The sequence below is a fragment of the Dokdonia sp. Hel_I_53 genome (genome assembly GCF_007827465.1).
In the GTDB taxonomy this organism is placed as follows: Bacteria; Bacteroidota; Bacteroidia; order Flavobacteriales; family Flavobacteriaceae; genus Dokdonia.
On sequence record NZ_VISL01000001.1, the window covers coordinates 216255 to 236833 of the forward strand.

The window sequence follows — 20579 nt, forward strand, 5'->3', positions numbered from 1 at the left end:
TAAATTATTTTGTTAATGATTGAGTTTTCTTCAATAATTAACAAAATGGAGGGCCTCGGTTAGTTGTAGATGTAGGTATTTCTATGTAACCTTTTGTTGGAAGGTAAAGAGTTGCTCTGAAGAACTGTTGCGGTAAAAGTGATTCCGTTTTCGCGAAAGCGTATACCCCTACTTTTACCATCTGCATGTCACCAAGGTCACAATCTAATGAAGAGGCATGTACATGTGTATCTGAGGTAGCACATGTTTCATAGTGTTGATGGTCACTAACTGCATGTGCAAAATTTACTACAGCAGGTAACAAAAAGGCAATTAGCACGAAAAGTGCTATACATCTATTAATTATATGCTTGCTGTTATTCAAAATTATGTTGAAAATAAAAAGCCTAAACCTATTCTAGATACCATTTTTATTGCAAATGCTTTAAAAAATGCAAACTGTCCAAAAATCCATCCGAAAAATACCAAAAGCACTTGATAAATGGGGAAGATTAACAGAATTCTAACAGGCCAGTATATCCATCCACTCACAACTGTTTTATCTAAGCCTACAAGCTCCATGAGTGGGTCAGATAGTTTACCAGCTGTAGAGCCAGTAATTGCAAATACTAGAAACATCGCAATGAGTTCCCAACGGTACGTAACGCCCCACCTCTTATAAAGTTTAGAAAATAGCCAAAGTGTGAGCTTTATTATTAAAAATGAAATAATTAAAATGCCCAAGATTAAAACAAAAAAATAGGGAATTGAATTTTGTTCAAAAAAATTATTGATGATGACTCGACTTATAAGATAAGCCGAAAAAAGAGTAGCGATTAGACCGAGGATAATGTGGATGAATTGCCAGTTTTGAGTTATCTCCCAGCGCTTTTTAAAGTTTTTCATAGCGCTGCAAAAATACAATTATCGGAGTTTCTGATTATATCGTTCTTGAAAAAATTCAAACCAATTAAATAATAGATAATTTACTTCGTATCCATAATCTGTAAAATTATCATAGTTGATCTGTTGGATATATAAGTTAGGATCATAAATAGAAGGTTGTAAAACACGATTATTGAAGTTAGTAACCGTAATTTTATTACGTGTTTCTAGATATTGTTGCCCGTAAAACCCTCTGGGCGGTTGAGTAACAAGCCAGTTGTTAAAACCAGGTTCTATAATCAATATTTCGTATTCTAAGCTATCGTTTACAATACGGATGGTGTCATTCACGTTTTTAGAATTGCTAGCACTATCTATCTTAGTATTTGTAGTTGCACAACCTATGACCATTACTGTAAGAAGTAGTATGAAGAGTATCTTTCTCATAATTTTAAAAATAGGAATAAAAAATAGAGATAATAGATACTTTGTCTTCATATTAACGAATACAAGAGGCTTTGTGTCAATTTGATATGAGTAAAATCTAGAAGAATTAGCTTATTTAGATTCTTATAAACCAAGTATATAATACCAAAAAAGGCACTCTTATCAAGAGTGCCTTTTAGTAATACTTATAAAATGTGAAGTTTTTATTTTCCAAACAGTCCTCCTAAAAGACCTCCTAATCCTCCTTTTTTCTTGTTACTACCTAGTACCATACCTGCAACATCATCAAGTATGCTTCCGTCTCCGTCTGAATCTAGAAGGGTGGTAATTAAACTTTGGTTTTCCTTTGGTTGTCCTCCAAGCATACTTCCTAAAAGAGCATTCATGCCATTTCCATCATTAATATTGGAATCTTTAGTTTGTTTTCCTAATACTCCCATAAGAATAGGCGCGGCTACTTTTAATATTTGAGCAATAGAGTTTGGGTCAACCCCAGACTTTGCGCTTAAAGCATTTTCAACATTTGATTGCTTACCGCCTAAAAGATGTTTTAGAATACCTGCACCATCAGACATAAGGCCTTCATCTGGACCCCCATTACCCATAATATCTCCTATACTTTCTAAAATACCTCCATTATGCTTATTAGACAACGCGCCCATTAGACCAGCTGCTCCTTGGGGTGTTTGCACATTTTTTTTCATAGCACCCATGAGTACTGGTAATGCCATGCTCAATACATCTGCTGTTTTTTGCTCTGAAGTATTTGATTTTGCACTTGCACCACTTATAAGGCTTTTGCCTAAGTCACTATTCAAAAGATCTAGTAATCCTGCCATTATTGATTGTATTTAGTTAAATAATGGTAAAAGGTACAAATTAAATACCACATTAGATGCTATCAAAAACCGCCACGCGGGCGGTTTTTAAAATATAATAGTTCAATTTTTTTAATTTAAAATTGCTATAATCTGCTCAGCAAGTTCAGTGCCTATTCTATCTTGAGCACCACTTGTAGCAGCACCTATATGTGGTGTAAGACTAACTTTAGGATGCATTAAAACTTGAACTGCTGGTGTAGGTTCATTTTCAAAAACGTCTAAACCTGCAAAAGAAATTTTACCAGAGTCTAATGAGGCTAGAAGCGCTACTTCATCTAAAACACCACCTCTGGCGGCATTTACGATGCCCGCTCCATCTTTCATTAATTCCAGCTCTTTTTTTCCAATAACGTATTCCTTTTGCGCTGGAATATGGAGTGATATAAAGTCTGATTCTTTTAAGAGTTCTTCCTTTGAAATGGAAGAAAAATGACATGTAACCGATTGTCCATCAAAAAAAGGAACGGTCACAGAGGCTTTATCCATGAATGGGTCACTGTAAATAACTTTCATGCCTACTCCTAAAGCAATCTTTGCAGTCTCTTGACCTATGCGCCCAAAACCAATGATACCTATCGTTTTACCTCTAAGCTCTATACCTTTTGCGTACGCTTTTTTAAGGTTCTTAAATTTTGTATCTCCATCAAGAGGCATATTTCTATTTGAATCATACAAAAAACGGACTCCTGTATACAAATGAGCAAAAACAAGCTCAGCTACAGAAGCAGAAGATGCTGCCGGTGTATTAATTACGTCTAGCCCTTTATCTCTAGCATATTGCACATCAATATTATCCATGCCAACACCACCACGACCTACTACTTTAATGGAAGGGCATGCATCAATAAGCTCTTTACGTACCGTCGTTGCACTACGTACAAGAATAACATCTATTGCATTGCTATTGATGAAATTTTCAAGTTGATCTTGGGCAACATTTGTCGTGATAACTTCGAAGCCTGCAGCTTCAAGTGAATCTATCCCTGTTTGTGATATACCGTCGTTAGCTAATACTTTCATAAAAATTTTATTATATCTCTTTTATAAAAAGAGAAGTTCAGTATTTATTTATATTAGAGGATACTTACTATTAAGCCTTTCTTTCTAGCTCACTCATGACGTCAACAAGTACTCCTACGCTATCCATTGAGAGGGCATTGTACATAGAAGCTCTATAACCTCCTACACTTCTGTGACCGTTAAGACCGTTAATTCCTGCTTCTTTCCACATTGCGTCAAAGGTTTCTTTTAAGTCACCGTCCGTTAGAGAAAATGTAGCATTCATGGTAGAGCGATCCTCTTCTGCAGCAAAACCTTTAAAAAGAGGGTTCAGATCTATCTCACTGTATAGGAGTGTAGCTTTGCGATCATTAATTTCTTCTATAGCGCTAATACCTCCTAGTTTCTTAAGCCACCTCATGGTAAGCATTGACACATATACCGCATATACTGGAGGTGTATTGAACATACTTCCTTTGCTTATATGTGTCTGGTAATTGAGCATTGAAGGGATTTGTCTGGTAACTTTCCCTAAAATGTCCTCCCTTAGTACGACAAGTGTTGTACCTGCTGGGCCCATATTTTTTTGAGCTCCTGCATAAATTAAATCAAACTGGCCAAAGTCAATATCTCTAGAGAAAATATCACTACTCATATCGCATATGAGTGGACAGTCTACTTTAGGAAAATGTTTAATTTGTGTACCAAATATCGTATTGTTGCTAGTAAGGTGTAGGTAGTCTAGATCTTCAGGTAGCATAAAACCTTTTGGGATATAGTTATAGTTTGCATCCTTACTTGAGGCAACTTGAGCAACTTCACCAAATAGTTTTGCTTCCTTAATGGCTTTATCACTCCATGTACCTGTGTTAATATATCCCGCTTTGTTTTGAAGAATATTGTAGGCCACCATTAAGAATTGGGTACTTGCACCACCTTGTAGGAATAACGCTTTATAGCCTTTTCCTTCTAAATTAAGTAACTCTAAAGCAAGGTTTCTAGCCTCATCCATAACGTCAACAAAGTCCTTACTTCTATGTGAAATTTCTAGAATAGAAAGACCAGAGTTGTTAAAATTTAATATCGCTTCTGAGGCTTCTTGAAAAACTTCTTGAGGTAATATACAAGGTCCTGCGCTAAAATTGTGCTTTTTCATTTGGTACTTTTTTTACATTACAAAGATGCCCAAAAGTGGAGAAATACCAAGAGGCAAATTGATAATTTATTGGCTAAATGTTTAATAAAAATGCAATTGTATCCACATCATCAGCGTAGTCCTCAAGATTGGGTTTTTGAGTTTTACCAAAGGGGACGATTGTTTTTATTCCGCTTTCGCGAAAGCGATTACTTACCACACACTGTATTTTATCTTTATCTGAGAGAAGTTGTTGTTCTAGACTTTCTTGAGAAATATAAGTTTCGTAAAAAAGTGTTGCGATAGGGGAGCCGTAGTTCTTATCTTCCTTTAACATTAGAAAGCCATTTTCCAAAAGGTCAAATAGACTCATGAGGTACACGGCTTTGTTGTAATCATAATTATTTGCATATTTTGCTACATTCATAAGTCTATTCCAAGAATAAATTGCCTTAAAGAGGTTGTCAAAATTGTAGCCTTCAGGTACAAATAATTTTGAAACATTACGGCAGCCTAACCCAAAATACCTAAATACATCTTCAGATAGTTTCTGGAGTTCTTCACTAGTTTCCTTACCAGTCAAAACAGCTACTGAGTTTCGATTTTTCCGAATGATATTTGGTTTTTTACCAAAATAATATTCAAAATAACGTGCCGTATTATCACTACCAGTTGCTATGACAGCATCATGTGCTGGCAATTTCTCCTCAGTAAAGTTAATCCTGCCTTTAAATCCATTAGCTGCATATTCTAGATATTTAGCTAAAAAGGGGAGGAGATGCTTATCGTTACTGGACTGTTTTCCTATAAAATTATGACCCGTAATTATTACGCATAAGAAGTCGTGAAAACCAACTAGTGGTATATTTCCAGCCATGATAACGGCGATAATCTTAGCTGATTGTTGTTTTGGAAACCTTTCTTTGTAAGGAATTAGCCATTTTGTAAGGTTTTCTTCTGTTAAAGTATTTGCCCAGCCTTCAATAGCAAATAAAACATTTTCCTTAGTAAACCATCCATTAGATTGCTGTGCAAGTTTTATTTGATGTATCATACCATCAAAAAACAGATCATTGTAAGGCACCCCTTCCTTTTGTGAGATGGTTTCTCTTGAGAACTGGCTTAAAAACTTACCTAATTCTGAAAAAGCGTTAATTCTTTGTTGAAGCGTCATATCGTTTTGGCAAATCGCGGTCTAGGCGTTATTTTTGTGCAAAGTTACCCAAAAAGAAACCTATGGCAATTATCATAACAGACGAATGTATAAACTGTGGGGCTTGCGAGCCAGAATGTCCTAACACAGCTATCTATGAAGGAGCAGATGACTGGCGCTATGCCGATGGTACAGATCTAGATGGATCTGTTGTGTTGCCTAATGGAAAAGAAGTAGACGCTAATGATGCTCAAGAACCTATAAGTGATGAGGTTTACTACATCATTCCTGATAAATGCACTGAGTGCAAAGGCTTTCATGAAGAACCACAATGTGCCGCTGTTTGTCCAGTAGATTGTTGTGTGCCTGATGATGATCACGTTGAGACAGAAGAGGAATTGCTTAAAAAACAGGCTTTTATGCATAAGGATGCCTAAATGCCTAACTTAAAGAAGGATATATAAATAAAACTCTTTTTATTTATAAACACCAAAACTCTATTCTTTGAATTCTTCATTATCATGAACTTCTGGTAGATCCAAATTTGAATCTGCTGGAATTTTTACAATTTTACCATTCCATTTTACGCGTTTAAATTCTTGGCTTAAATCTACACCGTAAATGCGATCAAATATGTTAATTCTAATCGTATACGATAAAGTAGCAATTAGAGCTATGATAGGTATGATAAAGATAATTTCCTTACTGTCTGTAAATTGTAAATCATCATTTAAAGTCACCACTATTTGAACAATGTACATGCTCATAGGTATAAGAATAACATGATACCACCAGTGTTTGCAAGTAAAAAACCATATAACTAGCAACATAAAAGGAGCTAGCTTACCAAATAATACCCAAAATAATACTTGAACATCTTGATAGTAATTACTTTGAATCGTTCCTAGAAATGTTTTATAAGAAACCTCTGATGGAATGATTAAGTAGGAGTAAAAAAACAAAGGAGACAATGCTATTATAAGGGCTATTATTGTACCTGTAGCTAAAATTCTTGATTTTGACTTATGTTTTTTTTTGAGATGATCGATTACTGACTGTTTATCCTGCATCCTTTACTGTTTAGGTATAAAGAAATATTTTTTAGCGAGTTACTTATTAAATTTCACGATGAAAATTAAAAGCAAGTGTCAGTATACTGATATTCTGTTTAAAGTAATGTTAAAATGAATAAAAAGATTAACAACACATTAAGATACTAATTTTTAATTTGCTGCTAGTCTTTAATTTAATTCAAACGCCCTCTCTCTTTCATTTATAGACATCATTGAAACAGATTGAGAATCTTTTGGAATGTAGTTTCTTATTTTTTCTGGCCATTCTATGAATATCCAATCTCCTTGATAAATATACTCTTCAAAACCAATATCTAATGCCTCCTCTTCTTGTTTAATACGGTAGAAATCAAAATGATATATTTGCTCACCTGTATTAGAAACATGTTCATTTACAATTGAAAAAGTGGGACTGCTCGAAGAAGCTTCCACCCCTAATTGTTTTAAGATTGATTTTATAAGCGTGGTTTTTCCAGCTCCCATTTCTCCATAAAACAATAAAGTTTTACTTTTTGATTTCGTAATAATCTCTTTGGCAACTTGATCTATTTGAGAAAGTGTATACGTAGTTTGCATTAATTATTATTATAAAAGGTCTACATTGTAATTGGTTAAAAGGGGCATATATGTTAAGTAGGAGGTTGGGACTTAATAGTATATTATTTTGGTTCCATCACTACGAATGGTATAATCATCTCCTCTAAACTTACGCCCCCGTGTTGATATGTGTTTCGATAATAACCTACATAATGATTAAAATTATTAGGGTAAGCAAAAAATAGATCCCCTTTTGCAAATATGAAAGAACTACTCATATTTATTGTGGGTAAATGAATAGTTCTTGGGTCTTCTGCAGCAAAAACCTCTTTATTTTCATAAGTTAAACTCTTTCCGGTTTTATAACGTAAATTAAGGCTAGTATTCTTATCTCCAATCACTTTTGAAGGATTCTTGACATTAATAGTTCCATGGTCTGTGGTAATAATTAATTTCATTCCCATTTCTTGAGCCTGTTGTATCATCTCAAGTAAAGGGGAGTTTTTAAACCAACTTTCTGTAAGAGATCTGTACGATTTATCATTACTAGCAAGTTCTTTAATCACTTCCATTTCTGTTTTTGAGTGAGAGAGCATATCCACAAAATTATATACGACCACAGTCAGATCATTTTCTTTTTGTGACTTAAAATTATCTGCTAGTTTTTTTCCTTTTTTAAGATTGGTAATTTTATGATATTCCCATTTTACATCCAGCGATAGTCTTTTGAGTTGCGCTTCTAAAAAGTCTGCTTCGTGCATGTTCTTACCGCCTTCATCTGTATCATCCAGCCATAAATCTGGATGCTTTTTTTTCATATCTGCCGGCATGAGTCCAGAAAATATTGAATTACGTGCATATTGTGTTGCTGTTGGTAAAATACTATAGTAAGGGGTTTCGTATGTTTTCTTATAGTAGGATTGTAAATGTGGCTCAAATGCTTTCCATTGATCGTACCTTAAATTATCTATTACCACAAATAGCGTAGGCTTCCCAGTTTTTATGTGAGGAGCTACCTTATTTTTAAATAGCGTATGAGACATTGTAGGAGCGTCGTGACCATCAAACCAATCTCTATAGTTTTTATCTACAAATTTGCAGAACTGATTATTTGCCTCAACCTTTTGTGACTCAAGAATTTCAAACATACCTGTATCTTCAATGCCTTCTAGCTCCATTTCCCAATAAATAAGCTTTTGATAGAGCTCTGCCCACTCTTCAAAGCTATTCACCATAGAAAGATCCATCGCAATTTTACGAAACTCTTGTTGGTAAGATGAAGTGGTTTTCTGGCTAATCAGTCTACTGTGATCTAAGTTTTTCTTGAGACTTAAAAGAATTTGATTTGGATTAACAGGCTTTATAAGGTAATCAACAATTTTGGAACCGATAGCTTCTTCCATAATGTATTCTTCTTCACTCTTAGTGATCATTACTATAGGTACGCTTTCTCTTTTGTTTTTAATTTCGCTGAGCGTTTCTAATCCCGTCAATCCAGGCATATTTTCATCTAAGAAAATGATATCAAAATTCTTTTCGTCTATCATTTCCACTGCTTCTGCACCATTATCACAAGTAGTAACGCTGTAATTTTTCTTCTCAAGAAATAAAATATGTGGTTTTAGTAAATCAATTTCATCATCTACCCAAAGTATTTGTATGTTGCTCATATGTGATTATATCTTTTTAATAAAATGTAATTATTTGTGTATGCCTAATTAGTTCAGTTTCCTAACCATCGTGAATGTAAAACAGGTAAGGTGTAAGTAGCATTTTAAGGCTTATCTTTGAAGTAATCAAGCTTTCGCGAAAGCGGAATTAAAAAACCACAACAAATTGGCATCAGTTTCCAGTTCTAACAAAACTACAATAATTAACGACCCTATTTACGGGTTTATTACTATCCCAAATGGGGTCATATTTGATCTTATCCAGCACAAGTATTTTCAACGATTGAGACGTATCTCTCAAATGGGGCTCTCGTATCTAGTTTATCCAGGAGCGCACCACACTCGATTTCAACATGCCATAGGTTGTTTAGGAGTTATGCAAAAAGCCTTAAAAGTGCTTGTAGATAAGGGAGTTACTATTTCTGAGGAAGAAAAAAATGGTGTTCTAATCGCTATATTACTACATGATATTGGGCATGGTCCATTCTCACATGCTATGGAACATAGTATTGTAGAAGGAGTCAATCATGAGCATATTTCCCTCCTTTTTATGGAGTCTTTAAATGAAGAGTTTAACGGAAGTTTAACGCTGGCTATTCAAATTTTTAAAGGCACGTACCATCGTGCCTTCTTAAATCAACTAGTATCTGGACAACTTGATATGGATAGAACAGACTATCTTAAACGAGATAGCTTTTACACGGGTATGGCCGAAGGTAATATAAATACTGAGCGCATTGTCGCAATGCTTAATGTAAAAGATGATGAACTCGTTGTAGAAGAAAAAGGTATTTACACCGTAGAAAAATTTCTAGTAGCCCGTAGGCTCATGTACTGGCAGGTTTATTTACATAAAACAGGTATTGTTGCAGAGCAATTAATTACTAGAGTATTAAAAAGAGCAAAGGAGTTGTCTCATAGTGGAGTGCAATTACATTCTAGTGCTGCCTTATCCCATTTTTTAAATTATAGGATAGGCGTTGAGAATATTGAAAAAAGCCTGGATATTTTTTCTCAATTAGACGACTATGATATTATTTCGGCTATGAAAGAATGGTGTAGTCATGAAGATTTTGTGCTTTCTGAATTGTCCAAGTGTGTGATTGAAAGAGATTTGCTAAAGGTGAAAATCCGAAAAAAACCTTTTAAAAAATCAAAAATAGCACTCCACAAAGCAATGCTTATGGATACGTATAGAATTTCAGAAGATGAAGCATCTTATTTTGTATTTGCTGGAACCATTTCAAATCAAGCTTATAATTATAAAAAGGGAGGAATCAATATTCTTCTCAATAATGGAAAAATAATTGATGTTGTAAAAGCTAGTGACCAGCTTAGTTTAAAGTCACTTACTAAGGAGGTCGTAAAAAACTATCTCTGTTACCCAAAAGTCAAAGGTTAATTTTTCCTATTTTTGTGAGTAATGAAATTCACCGCCGCTCAAATTGCAGGAATTCTCGAAGGCACCGTAGAAGGTGACCCTGAAGTAGAAGTTTCCAAACTCGCCAAAATAGAAGAAGGAGTACCAGGTTCTCTAACTTTTCTAGCAAACCCTAAGTATGCATCATTCATTTATTCTACAAATGCAAGTATCACTATCGTTAATAGTGACTTCGTGGCAGAGAGTGATATTAAAACAACTCTCATAAGAGTTGAGGATGCCTATAAGTCCTTTTCTAAATTGCTAGAATATTATAACCAAGTAAAGCTTAATAAAACGGGTATTGAACAGCCCTGCTTTATTTCGGATACAGCTAAATATGGTGACTCATTATATCTTGGTGCTTTCTCCTACATAGGAGAGAATGTAATAATAGGAAATAATGTAAAAATTTATCCGAATGTGTATGTGGGTGATAATGTAACGATAGGGGATAATTGTGTGCTTTTTGCAGGATCTAAGGTATACTCTGATAGTGTGATAGGTAATACTGTGTATATACATAGTGGTGCTATTGTAGGGGCAGATGGTTTTGGTTTTACTCCAAATGATAAAGGAGAGTATTCAAAAGTTCCACAAACGGGAAATGTGATAATAGCAGATCACGTTGATATAGGGGCTGGAACAACTATAGATCGAGCGACATTAGGTTCTACTGTTATACATGAAGGTGTCAAATTAGATAATCAAATTCAAATCGCTCACAATGTTGAAATAGGAGCGCATACAGCAATCGCAGCGCAGACAGGAGTTGCTGGCTCAACAAAAATTGGAAAACACTGCCTTATAGGTGGTCAAGTAGGAATCGCTGGTCATTTAACCATTGGTGATCGTGTGCGTATTCAAGCTCAATCTGGAATAGGTCGTAACATAAAAGATGACGAAACATTACAAGGTTCTCCTTCTTTCAACTATGCAGATTGGAATAGATCCTATGTATACTTTAAAAACTTACCTAAGATTGCTAAGGCAGTCAATAAATTAGAAAAACAAATCAAAAAATGAGTGAAGCTTTAGCAAAACAAAAAACAATCGCTAAGGATGTGAGTCTAAAAGGAGTGGGACTGCACACAGGTGCAGAAGTTACAATGACTTTTAAACCTGCACCAGAAAATCACGGCTACCAGTTTAAAAGAGTTGATTTAGAAGGTATGCCAGTTATTGCTGCCGATGCTTCTTTAGTGACTAACACACAGCGGGGTACTAACTTAGAGAAAGGTGATGTATCTATCCAAACAACGGAGCATGTCCTAGCTGCTTGTGTAGGTTTAGAAGTAGATAACTTAATTATAGAGCTTAATGCTTCAGAACCTCCTATAATGGATGGGTCTTCTAAGTTTTTTGTAGAAGCACTTGAAAATGCAGGAATAATTGAGCAAGAAGCAGAAAGGGATGAGTATGTTGTAAAAGAAATTATAACGTACCGAGATGAAGAAACAGGAAGTGAGATTATATTGATGCCAGCAGATGAGTATCAAGTTACAACCATGGTTGATTTTGGAACAAAGGTTTTAGGAACACAGAATGCTAGTATCTCAAACCTTTCAGAATTCAAATCAGAAATTTCTGATAGTAGAACTTTTAGCTTCTTACATGAGATTGAAATGCTCCTTGAACATGGTCTCATTAAAGGTGGAGACCTAAATAATGCCATTGTATATGTAGATAAAGAGCTATCTCAAAGTACTATGGAAAAACTCAAGGTTGCATTTAATAAAGATAACATTTCAGTCAAACCTAATGGTATATTAGATAATTTAACCTTGCACCATGCAAATGAAGCGGCCCGTCATAAACTGCTAGATGTTATCGGGGATCTTGCACTAGTAGGTACTCGCTTAAAGGGTAAAATTATAGCAAATAAGCCAGGCCACTTTGTGAATACTCAGTTTGCAAAAAAACTGCAAAAAATTATAAAGAATGAACGTAGAAACTACGTTCCAGATGTGGATTTGCATGCTAAACCTGTTAAGGATATCAATCAAATAATGGAAATGCTTCCACATAGGCCTCCATTTTTATTAGTAGATAGAATTTTAGAGCTCACTGAAAAGCATGTGATAGGTGTGAAAAATGTGACTATGAATGAGCCGTTTTTTGTAGGACATTTTCCAGGCTCACCAGTAATGCCAGGAGTTTTACAAATTGAGGCAATGGCACAAACAGGAGGAATTCTGGTATTAAGCACAGTTCCTGATCCAGAGAATTATCTAACCTATTTATTAAAAATAGATAATGTGCGCTACAAGCATCAAGTGGTACCTGGGGATACACTTATTTTTAAGCTTGATCTTATAGCACCAATTCGTAGAGGGATTTGTGTAATGCAGGCAAAAGCGTATGCAAACGGAAAACTAGTGTCAGAAGCTGAGATCATGGCGCAAATCGTTAAAGTAAAAAATAACTAATATGAATCAACCGTTAGCATACGTTCATCCAGGTGCAAAAATTGCAAAGAATGTAGTAATAGAACCTTTTACCACTATTCATAATAATGTTGTGATAGGAGAAGGAAGTTGGATAGGATCTAATGTTACTATTATGGAAGGAGCGCGCATAGGTAAAAATGTGAGTATTTTTCCTGGAGCAGTAATATCTGCAGTTCCTCAAGATAAAAAGTTTAATGATGAAGATACGGTAACGATCATAGGAGATAACACCACAATAAGAGAGTGCGTTACGATTAATAGAGGAACTTCAGATCGTATGAAAACTCAGGTAGGTAATAATTGTTGGATTATGGCGTATTGTCATATCGCCCACGATTGTGTCGTTGGAGATAACTGTATTTTTTCAAACAATAGCACGCTTGCAGGTCATATAACCGTAGGTGATCATGTAGTACTTGCAGGTATGGCGGCAGTGCAACAATTTTGCACAATAGGTAGTCATGCTTTTGTAACGGGTGGCTCTTTAGTGCGTAAAGATGTACCTCCTTTTGTTAAGGCTGGACGTGAGCCTTTAAGTTACGTAGGAATTAACTCTATAGGATTACGTCGCAGAGGATTTTCTACAGAGAAAATACGTGAGATACAAGATATTTTTAGAATTTTATATCAAAAGAATTACAATAATACACAAGCAGTGGCTATTATTGAGGCAGAGATGGAAGCAACTGCAGAGCGAGATGAAATATTACAATTTATTCGTAATTCCCAGCGCGGTATTATGAAGGGCTATTTTAGCTCATAGTACGAGTTCGCTTTCGCGAAAGTGTACATCTATACTTTTAATTTAAAGCTTGTTGTCATAAAAAGGATAGGACATCAAACTGCGAGAATAAAAAGTTTTCCTATTTTCGCGCAAGCGCAACATAATAATTGATAATCAACTTGGGACAATAATTTGATCCCAGAATTAATACCAAAAAATGGCAACAACATCAGATATACGTAACGGACTTTGTATAAATTATAATCACGACATTTATAAAATTGTTGAATTTTTACACGTAAAACCTGGGAAAGGACCTGCTTTTGTACGTACTAAAATGAAAAGTGTAACTACTGGAAAAGTTTTAGATAACACATTTTCTGCAGGTCACAAAATTGATGAAGTAAGAGTAGAAACTCATAAATTTCAATTTTTGTATAATGATGCAGAGGGATATCATTTTATGAATACAGAGGATTATACGCAAATTGCATTACAAGAAACCGCTCTTGATCGCTCTGATTTGTTAAAAGAAGGAGAAGTAGTTACTGTACTTATCAATACAGAAGATAATGCGCCTCTTTCTGTAGATATGCCAGCTTCTGTCATACTTGAAGTAACACATACAGAACCTGGAGTAAAAGGTAATACTGCTACAAATGCGACAAAGCCAGCTACAGTAGAAACAGGAGCAGAGGTAAACGTACCACTTTTTATAAATGAGGGAGATAAAATTAAAGTAGAAACTGATAAAGGAACCTATAAAGAGCGTGTGAAAGAATAATTTTTCACATTCATTCGAATCATAAAATCCTGCAATTTTGCGGGATTTTTTATTTTATAGGAATTGTTTTTTCATTGTTGTGACAACGATATATAGGTATTATATTCGTAGTCGTGAAATTTTCAAAAATATATACTCTTAAAGAGATTGCTAGTATAATAAATACTACCTACATAGGTGATGATTCTTTCCCTGTAAGTGGGATGAATGAAATTCATGTGGTAGAGCCAGGAGATGTTGTTTTTGTGGATCATCCTAAATATTATGATAAAGCACTTCAGAGTGCAGCCACAATCATCCTTATAAACAAAAAAGTTACTTGTCCTGAAGGGAAAGCATTACTCATATCTGATGATCCTTTTAGGGATTTTAATAAACTTACAGATCATTTTAATTCTTTTATAAGCTCAGACAAGATGATTGCAGACTCTGCAAACATAGGCAGTGGTACTAGAATCCAGCCTAATGTTTTTGTGGGTAATAATGTCTCTATTGGAAGTGATTGTCTCATTCACCCCAACGTAGTCTTGTACGATAATACGGTTATAGGCGATAACGTTGTAATTCATGCTGGAGCGATATTGGGTGCAGACGCTTTTTATTATAAAAATCGACCAGAAGGATTTGATAAATTAAAATCTGGAGGCCGCGTGATTGTAAAAAACAATGTAGAAATAGGGGCTGGAGCAACAATTGACAAAGGAGTTACTGGTGATACAACGATAGGGGAAGGGTCAAAACTAGACAATCAAGTTCATATAGGGCATGATACAGTTTTGGGCAAAAAAGTACTAATTGCCGCACAGACAACCGTGGCTGGCTGCGTCGTAATTGAAGATGAGGTAACTTTGTGGGGACAAGTAGGCATCACGAGTGGAATTACCATCGGTAAAAAGGCAGTAATATCGGCACAAAGTGGCGTAAGCAAATCACTTGAAGGAGGTAAAAATTATTTTGGATCTCCAGCTGGTGAAATTAGAACAAAATATAAAGAACTGGCAGCATTACGTCAAGTTCAAGAAGTATTAGAAAAACTAAAGAGAGAGTAATGGCTAAGAGTAATAAAAAAATTGTGGCAGAGTTCTATAATTCTGATTTTTTCAATGAACCAGAAAATATAGACAAATTCTTACATCCAGAAATGAAACTTTTTTGGAATGCTAAGACAGGTTATAGCCATATGGATATAGAGGACATAAGAAATATGGCAGCAGAAGCTGGAAAATCTTTTGATTCTGTAAGGCCAGAGGTCACGCACCTCTTTTCTAAAGAAAACCAAGTAACTATTCGTTTTACTTATTTTGTAACTACGATTGAGCAGCCTGAAATAGAATTACCAATTGCTCATTTTATGGCAATATGGGAGTTAACTGATGGTCTTTTGCATAGAGGGTATCAAATGAGTCAGCCCATAGAAGAATCTAAAGAGGCAATGAAGTCTTGGAAGTAAAAATCTCTCATTTTTACTTTAGAATACATATTCAAACTGCTATTTTTGCAGTGCAAATTTTAAAACAAACTAATGAGCGTTTTAGTCAATAAGGATTCAAAAATAATTGTTCAAGGATTTACTGGAAGTGAAGGTACTTTTCACGCAGGTCAAATGATCGAATATGGAACAAATGTAGTTGGTGGAGTTACTCCAGGTAAAGGAGGGCAAACTCATCTCGATAAGCCTGTTTTTAATACGGTGCAAGAAGCAGTAGATAAAGTAGGAGCTGATACTACAATTATTTTTGTACCGCCAGCATTTGCTGCCGATGCAATTATGGAAGCAGCAGACGCGGGAATAAAAGTAATTATTACCATTACTGAAGGAATTCCAGTATCAGATATGATCAAAGCCTCAAATTATATAAGTACAAGAAACTGTCGTCTTATTGGACCTAACTGTCCTGGTGTAATTACTCCAGGTGAAGCAAAAGTAGGTATTATGCCAGGATTTGTTTTTAAGAAAGGAAAAGTTGGTATTGTTTCAAAATCTGGAACACTTACCTATGAAGCGGCAGACCAAGTTGTAAAACAAGGGCTTGGTATTACTACAGCTATCGGTATTGGTGGAGATCCAATTATTGGAACTACCACTAAAGAGGCAGTAGAGCTTCTTATTAATGACCCTGAAACTGAAGCTGTTGTAATGATAGGTGAAATAGGAGGGCAACTTGAAGGAGATGCTGCAAAATGGTATAAGGAAAGCGGAAGCAAAAAACCAGTAATAGGTTTTATTGCAGGAGAAACAGCACCAGCGGGACGTACAATGGGTCATGCAGGAGCAATCGTAGGAGGATCTGATGATACAGCGCAAGCAAAGAAAGCAATAATGCGTGAGTGTGGAATTCATGTAGTAGATAGTCCAGCAGAAATAGGTAAAAAAGTTGCCGAAGTTCTAGGATAATCTTAGTGACATATTTTTAAAAAAACCTCTCAACTTCGAGAGGTTTTTTTGTGCCCTATGCTTAGCGTAATTCTTATATTTGAGTATAGAATAAATGTGATTGTTTTTAAAAATATCTATTTGTAAAGTAAAAATATAATCACCAAGAGCTTTAGCGTCGAGTGCTTGAGTATTGAAAAGCTTCCACACATACTTTACAGATAGACTTAAGCATATTAAATTTAAGTCACAAAATGTATCTATTGAAATAATTTATAATTACTGACCAATTAATATATGAAATTACTAGAAGGAAAAACCGCGATCATTACTGGAGCAAGTAGAGGTATAGGTAAAGGAATAGCTCAAGTCTTTGCTCAACATGGAGCAAATGTAGCATTCACATATAGTTCTTCTGCGAGCGCAGCTGAAGAGCTAGAGAAGGAATTATCTAACAGCGGAGTAAAAGTGAAAGGGTATAAAAGTAATGCTGCAGATTTTGAACAAGCTCAAGACCTTGTGAAAAATGTTTTAGAAGACTTTGGAGCTATAGATATTCTAATCAATAATGCTGGTATTACTAAAGATAATCTCTTGATGCGTATGTCTGAAAAAGATTTTGATCAAGTTCTTGAAGTAAATTTAAAGTCTGTTTTCAATATGACGAAGGCAGTGCAGCGCACAATGCTCAAGCAACGTAAAGGAAGTATTGTTAATATGAGTTCTGTTGTAGGAGTAAAAGGAAATGCTGGTCAAGCAAATTATGCGGCATCTAAGGCAGGTATGATTGGTTTTTCAAAGTCAATGGCATTAGAACTAGGATCTCGTAATATCCGTACAAATGTCATTGCTCCTGGTTTTATTGAGACAGAGATGACAGCAAAGCTAGATGAGGCGACGGTTGCTGGATGGAGGCAAGAAATACCTCTTAAGCGAGGGGGCTCTCCAGAGGATATAGCAAATGCATGTGTATTTTTAGCTAGTGATCTTAGTGCCTATATCACGGGTCAAGTTATTAATGTAGACGGAGGTATGCTTACCTAAAAAGTATTTGCACAATATAAAAAGTTATAATTTATATCTTTCTATACACCATTTTATATTAATAGTAAACAGAATAATATTGCAAAAACACACACTACTTTTACTAATTGGCGCTGCTATACTGTCATTAGGAGTAGCTGGGTTTCAATATTTTTACAACACAAGATCTGTAACAAAACGCAATAAAGTGTATGCTTTGTTGCGTTTTTTTTCAATTTTTTGCTTACTTACGTTACTTATAAATCCAAGTTATAAGCAGGTTTCTTATTTTACAGAAAAGCCTACACTTGCTATTGCAATTGACAATTCATCGAGTATTAAATATTTGGACTATGATCTTAAAGCGGTTCATGCGGTAGATCGCTTTCGCGAAAGCGAATCTCTTTCAAAACTTTTTGATCTAGATTTTTATAGTTTTGGAGAAGAATTCAAAACTTTAGATTCATTAACTTTTAAGGATAGACAAACGAGTATATCTGCTTCCTTAAATGGTCTTGAGGCTATTTATGGAAATGCTATCGCACCTGTAGTTTTGATGACAGATGGCAATCAAACCTATGGAGAAGATTTTAAGTATACTACTCAAAACTATAAGCAGCAAGTATATCCAATTATTTTAGGCGATACTTTGGTGTATGAAGATCTAAGAATAGGACAAGTAAATGTAAATCGCTACGCCTATATAAATAATAAATTTCCCGTTGAGATATTTACAACGTATACAGGAAATAAAGATACAAGAACAAGGCTCTCCATTAAATCTGGATCAACAACTCTTTTTTCTAAAACTTTAAACTTTAATCAAGACAATACTTCTCAGGTAATAAACGCCCTTATTCCGGCTAGTACAGTGGGTGTAAAACAATTTAAGATTAGCTTATCACCCTTAATAGAAGAAAAGAATACTAATAATAATTTTAAAAATTTTGCAGTAGAAATTATTGATCAAAAAACAAATATACTACTCATTAGTTCTATTGTACATCCCGATATAGGGATGCTTAAAAAAAGTATAGAAAGTAATAGATTACGCACTTTAGAAATCAATAAACCTAGTAAGAGTATTTCAAAAATTAACGATTATGAGCTAGTAATCCTCTATCAACCAGATGCAAGTTTTAAAAGAGTTTTTGAAGAACTTAAAAGCTTAAATAAAAATGCGATAACGATTACGGGAGCTGCTACAGACTGGAGGTCATTAAATAGTTTTCAGAGTACTGTAAAGCAAGAAATTACAGGCCAAGAGGAGGAAGTACAGGGGAAGCTGAACATCAATTTTTCCTCATTTGTAATACCAGATTTAGATTTTTCAAACCTACCACCACTTACTACTGCATTTGGAGAAGTAACATTTACAACTAACATAGATGTTGCCGTGACCCAACAAATAGGATCTTTGCAAACAGCTAACCCACTTATTGTAACTACAGATCAGAATGGAAGGAGAGGTGTTTATGTGTTAGGAGAGGGGTTATGGAGGTGGCGCGCACAGAGTTTTATCGACCATAAAAGTTTTGAAAAGTTTGATGGTTTTATTGATAATTTAGTTCAGTATGCTGCCTCAAACACTAAAAAAAGTAGACTAACTTTAGAGTACGAACGCTTCTATTACGGTAATGGTGAAGTGAGATTATATGCCCAATATTTTGATAAAAACTATAATTTTAATGAAAGAGCACGCCTAACTATTAATGTAGTTAATCAAGAGACTAAGGTGTCTTCAACTATACCATTACTTCTTAAGGGGAATACCTATCTTGCAGATCTAAATAACCTAAATGCTGGAGAATATTCTTTTACAGTTTCTGTAGAAGGTCAAGGATTATCACGCTCAGGAACATTCACAATCATACCATTTGAAATTGAGCAACAATTTCTCAATGCAAATGTAACATCGCTTAGTACTTTAGCGTCTAACACTAAGAGTACACTATATTCAATAGATGAAGTAGATCAATTAATAAGCGCGTTACTTAATGATAAGCGCTATAGGCCTGTCCAAAAAAGCGTTGAAAATATTGTACCTTTAATTGATTGGAGATGGCTGCTTGCATTACTAGCTATCTTTCTTACAGCAGAATGGCTTATGCGTAAGTATAATGGACTTACTTAACTAAAAATCAAAAAAAAAACTTATGGAAAAATTACCTAAAATTGGAGTACCTATTATTATTGGAGTCATTCTTTTATTTGTAATCATTACTAAATCTGCCGTTACGATAGACTCTGGAGAAGCTGGAGTACTTTTTGAAACCTTTGGCGATGGAGTTGTGACAGATGAGCCTCCTATGGGTGAAGGTTTTCACTTAGTGGCACCATGGAACAAAGTTTTTGTATATGAAGTAAGACAACAAGAACTTTTTGAAAAAATGAAAGTTCTATCTTCCAATGGATTAGAAATTCAGATTGATGCTTCTGCATGGTATGAACCTGTTTATAATGAACTAGGTAACTTACATCAATCTCTTGGACAAGATTACTTACAGCGCGTTATACAACCAGCAATACGATCTGCAGCACGTAGTGTGGTGGGTAGATATACACCAGAACAGTTATATTCTAGTAAACGAGATGCAATTCAAGACGAAATATTTGCCGAAACAAAAAAAATACTATCTAAGCAATATGTACAGCTTAATGAGGTATTGGTAAGAGATGTTACGTTACCAAATACAATAAAAGAGGCTATTGAGCGTAAATTACGACAAGAGCAAGAGTCGTTAGAATATGAGTTCCGACTTGTAACAGCCTCAAAAGAAGCAGAGAAAGTGCGTATTGAAGCTCAAGGTAAGGCAGATGCAAATAAGATATTAAGCGCCTCTCTAACTGACAAAATTTTGCAAGATAAAGGAATAGATGCGACTATAAAGCTATCACAATCTTCAAATTCTAAAGTGGTTGTAATTGGGTCAGGAGACTCTGGACTTCCATTAATTTTAGGAAACAATTAAATATTGTTAAGGAAACAATAGGAAATTGTTGTGACAATGCTTTCGCGAAAGCGTATATCTTTATAGTCCAGTT

22 protein-coding genes are annotated in these 20579 nt (G+C 35.0%); 12 read left to right on the forward strand and 10 right to left on the reverse strand.

Annotated elements, in window-relative coordinates; all coding sequences use genetic code 11:
* Positions 1 to 37: 37 nt before the first annotated feature.
* The 7 genes from OD90_RS00915 to OD90_RS00945 all read right to left on the reverse strand — a co-directional run bounded on the left by OD90_RS00915 (position 38) and on the right by OD90_RS00945 (position 5500).
* The gene (locus OD90_RS00915) at positions 38 to 319 is read right to left on the reverse strand and encodes a hypothetical protein (protein ID WP_144665385.1); all 282 of its coding nucleotides are present in this window, start codon (positions 317 to 319) and stop codon (positions 38 to 40) included.
* A 47-nt stretch (positions 320 to 366) separates the two neighbouring features.
* Positions 367 to 885 (reverse strand): DUF6787 family protein, encoded by a 519-nt coding sequence (locus OD90_RS00920; protein ID WP_144665387.1) that lies wholly within the window; start codon positions 883 to 885, stop codon positions 367 to 369.
* Positions 886 to 903: 18 nt separating this feature from the next.
* A complete protein-coding gene (locus OD90_RS00925; protein WP_144665389.1) occupies positions 904 to 1311 on the reverse strand; it encodes a DUF6146 family protein in 408 nt (135 codons plus the stop codon).
* A 203-nt stretch (positions 1312 to 1514) separates the two neighbouring features.
* Entirely contained in the window at positions 1515 to 2150 is a 636-nt protein-coding gene (locus OD90_RS00930; RefSeq protein WP_144665391.1) for a DUF937 domain-containing protein, read from the reverse strand.
* A 111-nt stretch (positions 2151 to 2261) separates the two neighbouring features.
* Positions 2262 to 3212: a D-2-hydroxyacid dehydrogenase gene (locus OD90_RS00935; RefSeq protein ID WP_144665393.1), complete on the reverse strand. Its 951-nt coding sequence runs from the start codon at positions 3210 to 3212 to the stop codon at positions 2262 to 2264.
* A 70-nt stretch (positions 3213 to 3282) separates the two neighbouring features.
* Positions 3283 to 4347, reverse strand: a complete 1065-nt coding sequence (gene serC, locus OD90_RS00940; protein WP_144665395.1) for a 3-phosphoserine/phosphohydroxythreonine transaminase — start codon at positions 4345 to 4347, stop codon at positions 3283 to 3285.
* 73 nt (positions 4348 to 4420) lie between these two features.
* On the reverse strand, positions 4421 to 5500 hold the full coding sequence (locus tag OD90_RS00945; RefSeq protein ID WP_144665397.1) for an acyl-CoA reductase: 1080 nt from the start codon (positions 5498 to 5500) through the stop codon (positions 4421 to 4423).
* A 62-nt stretch (positions 5501 to 5562) separates the two neighbouring features.
* Between OD90_RS00945 and OD90_RS00950 the strand changes: the two genes are divergently transcribed.
* A complete protein-coding gene (locus OD90_RS00950; RefSeq protein WP_144665399.1) occupies positions 5563 to 5916 on the forward strand; it encodes a 4Fe-4S dicluster domain-containing protein in 354 nt (117 codons plus the stop codon).
* Positions 5917 to 5976: 60 nt separating this feature from the next.
* On the opposite strand, the gene OD90_RS00955 is transcribed toward OD90_RS00950, so the two are convergent.
* The 3 genes from OD90_RS00955 to OD90_RS00965 all read right to left on the reverse strand — a co-directional run bounded on the left by OD90_RS00955 (position 5977) and on the right by OD90_RS00965 (position 8759).
* On the reverse strand, positions 5977 to 6549 hold the full coding sequence (locus OD90_RS00955; protein ID WP_144665401.1) for a hypothetical protein: 573 nt from the start codon (positions 6547 to 6549) through the stop codon (positions 5977 to 5979).
* 171 nt (positions 6550 to 6720) lie between these two features.
* Positions 6721 to 7128: a tRNA (adenosine(37)-N6)-threonylcarbamoyltransferase complex ATPase subunit type 1 TsaE gene (tsaE, locus tag OD90_RS00960; RefSeq protein ID WP_144665403.1), complete on the reverse strand. Its 408-nt coding sequence runs from the start codon at positions 7126 to 7128 to the stop codon at positions 6721 to 6723.
* Positions 7129 to 7211: 83 nt separating this feature from the next.
* The gene (locus OD90_RS00965; RefSeq protein ID WP_144665405.1) at positions 7212 to 8759 is read right to left on the reverse strand and encodes a bifunctional response regulator/alkaline phosphatase family protein; all 1548 of its coding nucleotides are present in this window, start codon (positions 8757 to 8759) and stop codon (positions 7212 to 7214) included.
* A gap of 166 nt (positions 8760 to 8925) precedes the next feature.
* On the opposite strand from OD90_RS00965, the gene OD90_RS00970 reads away from it, so the two are divergent.
* The 11 genes from OD90_RS00970 to OD90_RS01020 all read left to right on the forward strand — a co-directional run bounded on the left by OD90_RS00970 (position 8926) and on the right by OD90_RS01020 (position 20506).
* Complete coding sequence (locus OD90_RS00970; RefSeq protein WP_144665407.1) at positions 8926 to 10161, forward strand: HD domain-containing protein; 1236 nt, start codon at positions 8926 to 8928, stop codon at positions 10159 to 10161.
* A 21-nt stretch (positions 10162 to 10182) separates the two neighbouring features.
* The gene (gene lpxD / locus OD90_RS00975; protein WP_144665409.1) at positions 10183 to 11205 is read left to right on the forward strand and encodes a UDP-3-O-(3-hydroxymyristoyl)glucosamine N-acyltransferase; all 1023 of its coding nucleotides are present in this window, start codon (positions 10183 to 10185) and stop codon (positions 11203 to 11205) included.
* The gene (locus OD90_RS00980) at positions 11202 to 12608 is read left to right on the forward strand and encodes a bifunctional UDP-3-O-[3-hydroxymyristoyl] N-acetylglucosamine deacetylase/3-hydroxyacyl-ACP dehydratase (RefSeq protein ID WP_144665411.1); all 1407 of its coding nucleotides are present in this window, start codon (positions 11202 to 11204) and stop codon (positions 12606 to 12608) included. The genes lpxD and OD90_RS00980 overlap by 4 nt, the downstream gene beginning before the upstream one ends.
* Position 12609: 1 nt before the next feature.
* Positions 12610 to 13392 (forward strand): acyl-ACP--UDP-N-acetylglucosamine O-acyltransferase, encoded by a 783-nt coding sequence (lpxA, locus tag OD90_RS00985; RefSeq protein WP_144665413.1) that lies wholly within the window; start codon positions 12610 to 12612, stop codon positions 13390 to 13392.
* 178 nt (positions 13393 to 13570) lie between these two features.
* Entirely contained in the window at positions 13571 to 14137 is a 567-nt protein-coding gene (efp, locus tag OD90_RS00990) for an elongation factor P (RefSeq protein WP_144665415.1), read from the forward strand.
* Positions 14138 to 14250: 113 nt separating this feature from the next.
* On the forward strand, positions 14251 to 15186 hold the full coding sequence (locus OD90_RS00995; protein WP_144665417.1) for a UDP-3-O-(3-hydroxymyristoyl)glucosamine N-acyltransferase: 936 nt from the start codon (positions 14251 to 14253) through the stop codon (positions 15184 to 15186).
* A complete protein-coding gene (locus OD90_RS01000; protein ID WP_144665419.1) occupies positions 15186 to 15587 on the forward strand; it encodes a nuclear transport factor 2 family protein in 402 nt (133 codons plus the stop codon). Before OD90_RS00995 ends, OD90_RS01000 begins: the two co-directional genes overlap by 1 nt.
* Positions 15588 to 15659: 72 nt before the next feature.
* Positions 15660 to 16532 carry a succinate--CoA ligase subunit alpha gene (gene sucD / locus OD90_RS01005; protein WP_144665421.1) on the forward strand — a complete coding sequence of 291 codons (873 nt, stop codon included), beginning with the start codon at positions 15660 to 15662 and terminating at the stop codon, positions 16530 to 16532.
* Positions 16533 to 16808: 276 nt separating this feature from the next.
* The gene (gene fabG / locus OD90_RS01010; RefSeq protein ID WP_144665423.1) at positions 16809 to 17555 is read left to right on the forward strand and encodes a 3-oxoacyl-[acyl-carrier-protein] reductase; all 747 of its coding nucleotides are present in this window, start codon (positions 16809 to 16811) and stop codon (positions 17553 to 17555) included.
* A 79-nt stretch (positions 17556 to 17634) separates the two neighbouring features.
* Positions 17635 to 19668 carry a VWA domain-containing protein gene (locus tag OD90_RS01015; RefSeq protein WP_144665425.1) on the forward strand — a complete coding sequence of 678 codons (2034 nt, stop codon included), beginning with the start codon at positions 17635 to 17637 and terminating at the stop codon, positions 19666 to 19668.
* Positions 19669 to 19690: 22 nt separating this feature from the next.
* Positions 19691 to 20506, forward strand: a complete 816-nt coding sequence (locus OD90_RS01020) for a prohibitin family protein (RefSeq protein ID WP_144665427.1) — start codon at positions 19691 to 19693, stop codon at positions 20504 to 20506.
* The last annotated feature ends 73 nt before the right edge of the window (positions 20507 to 20579 follow it).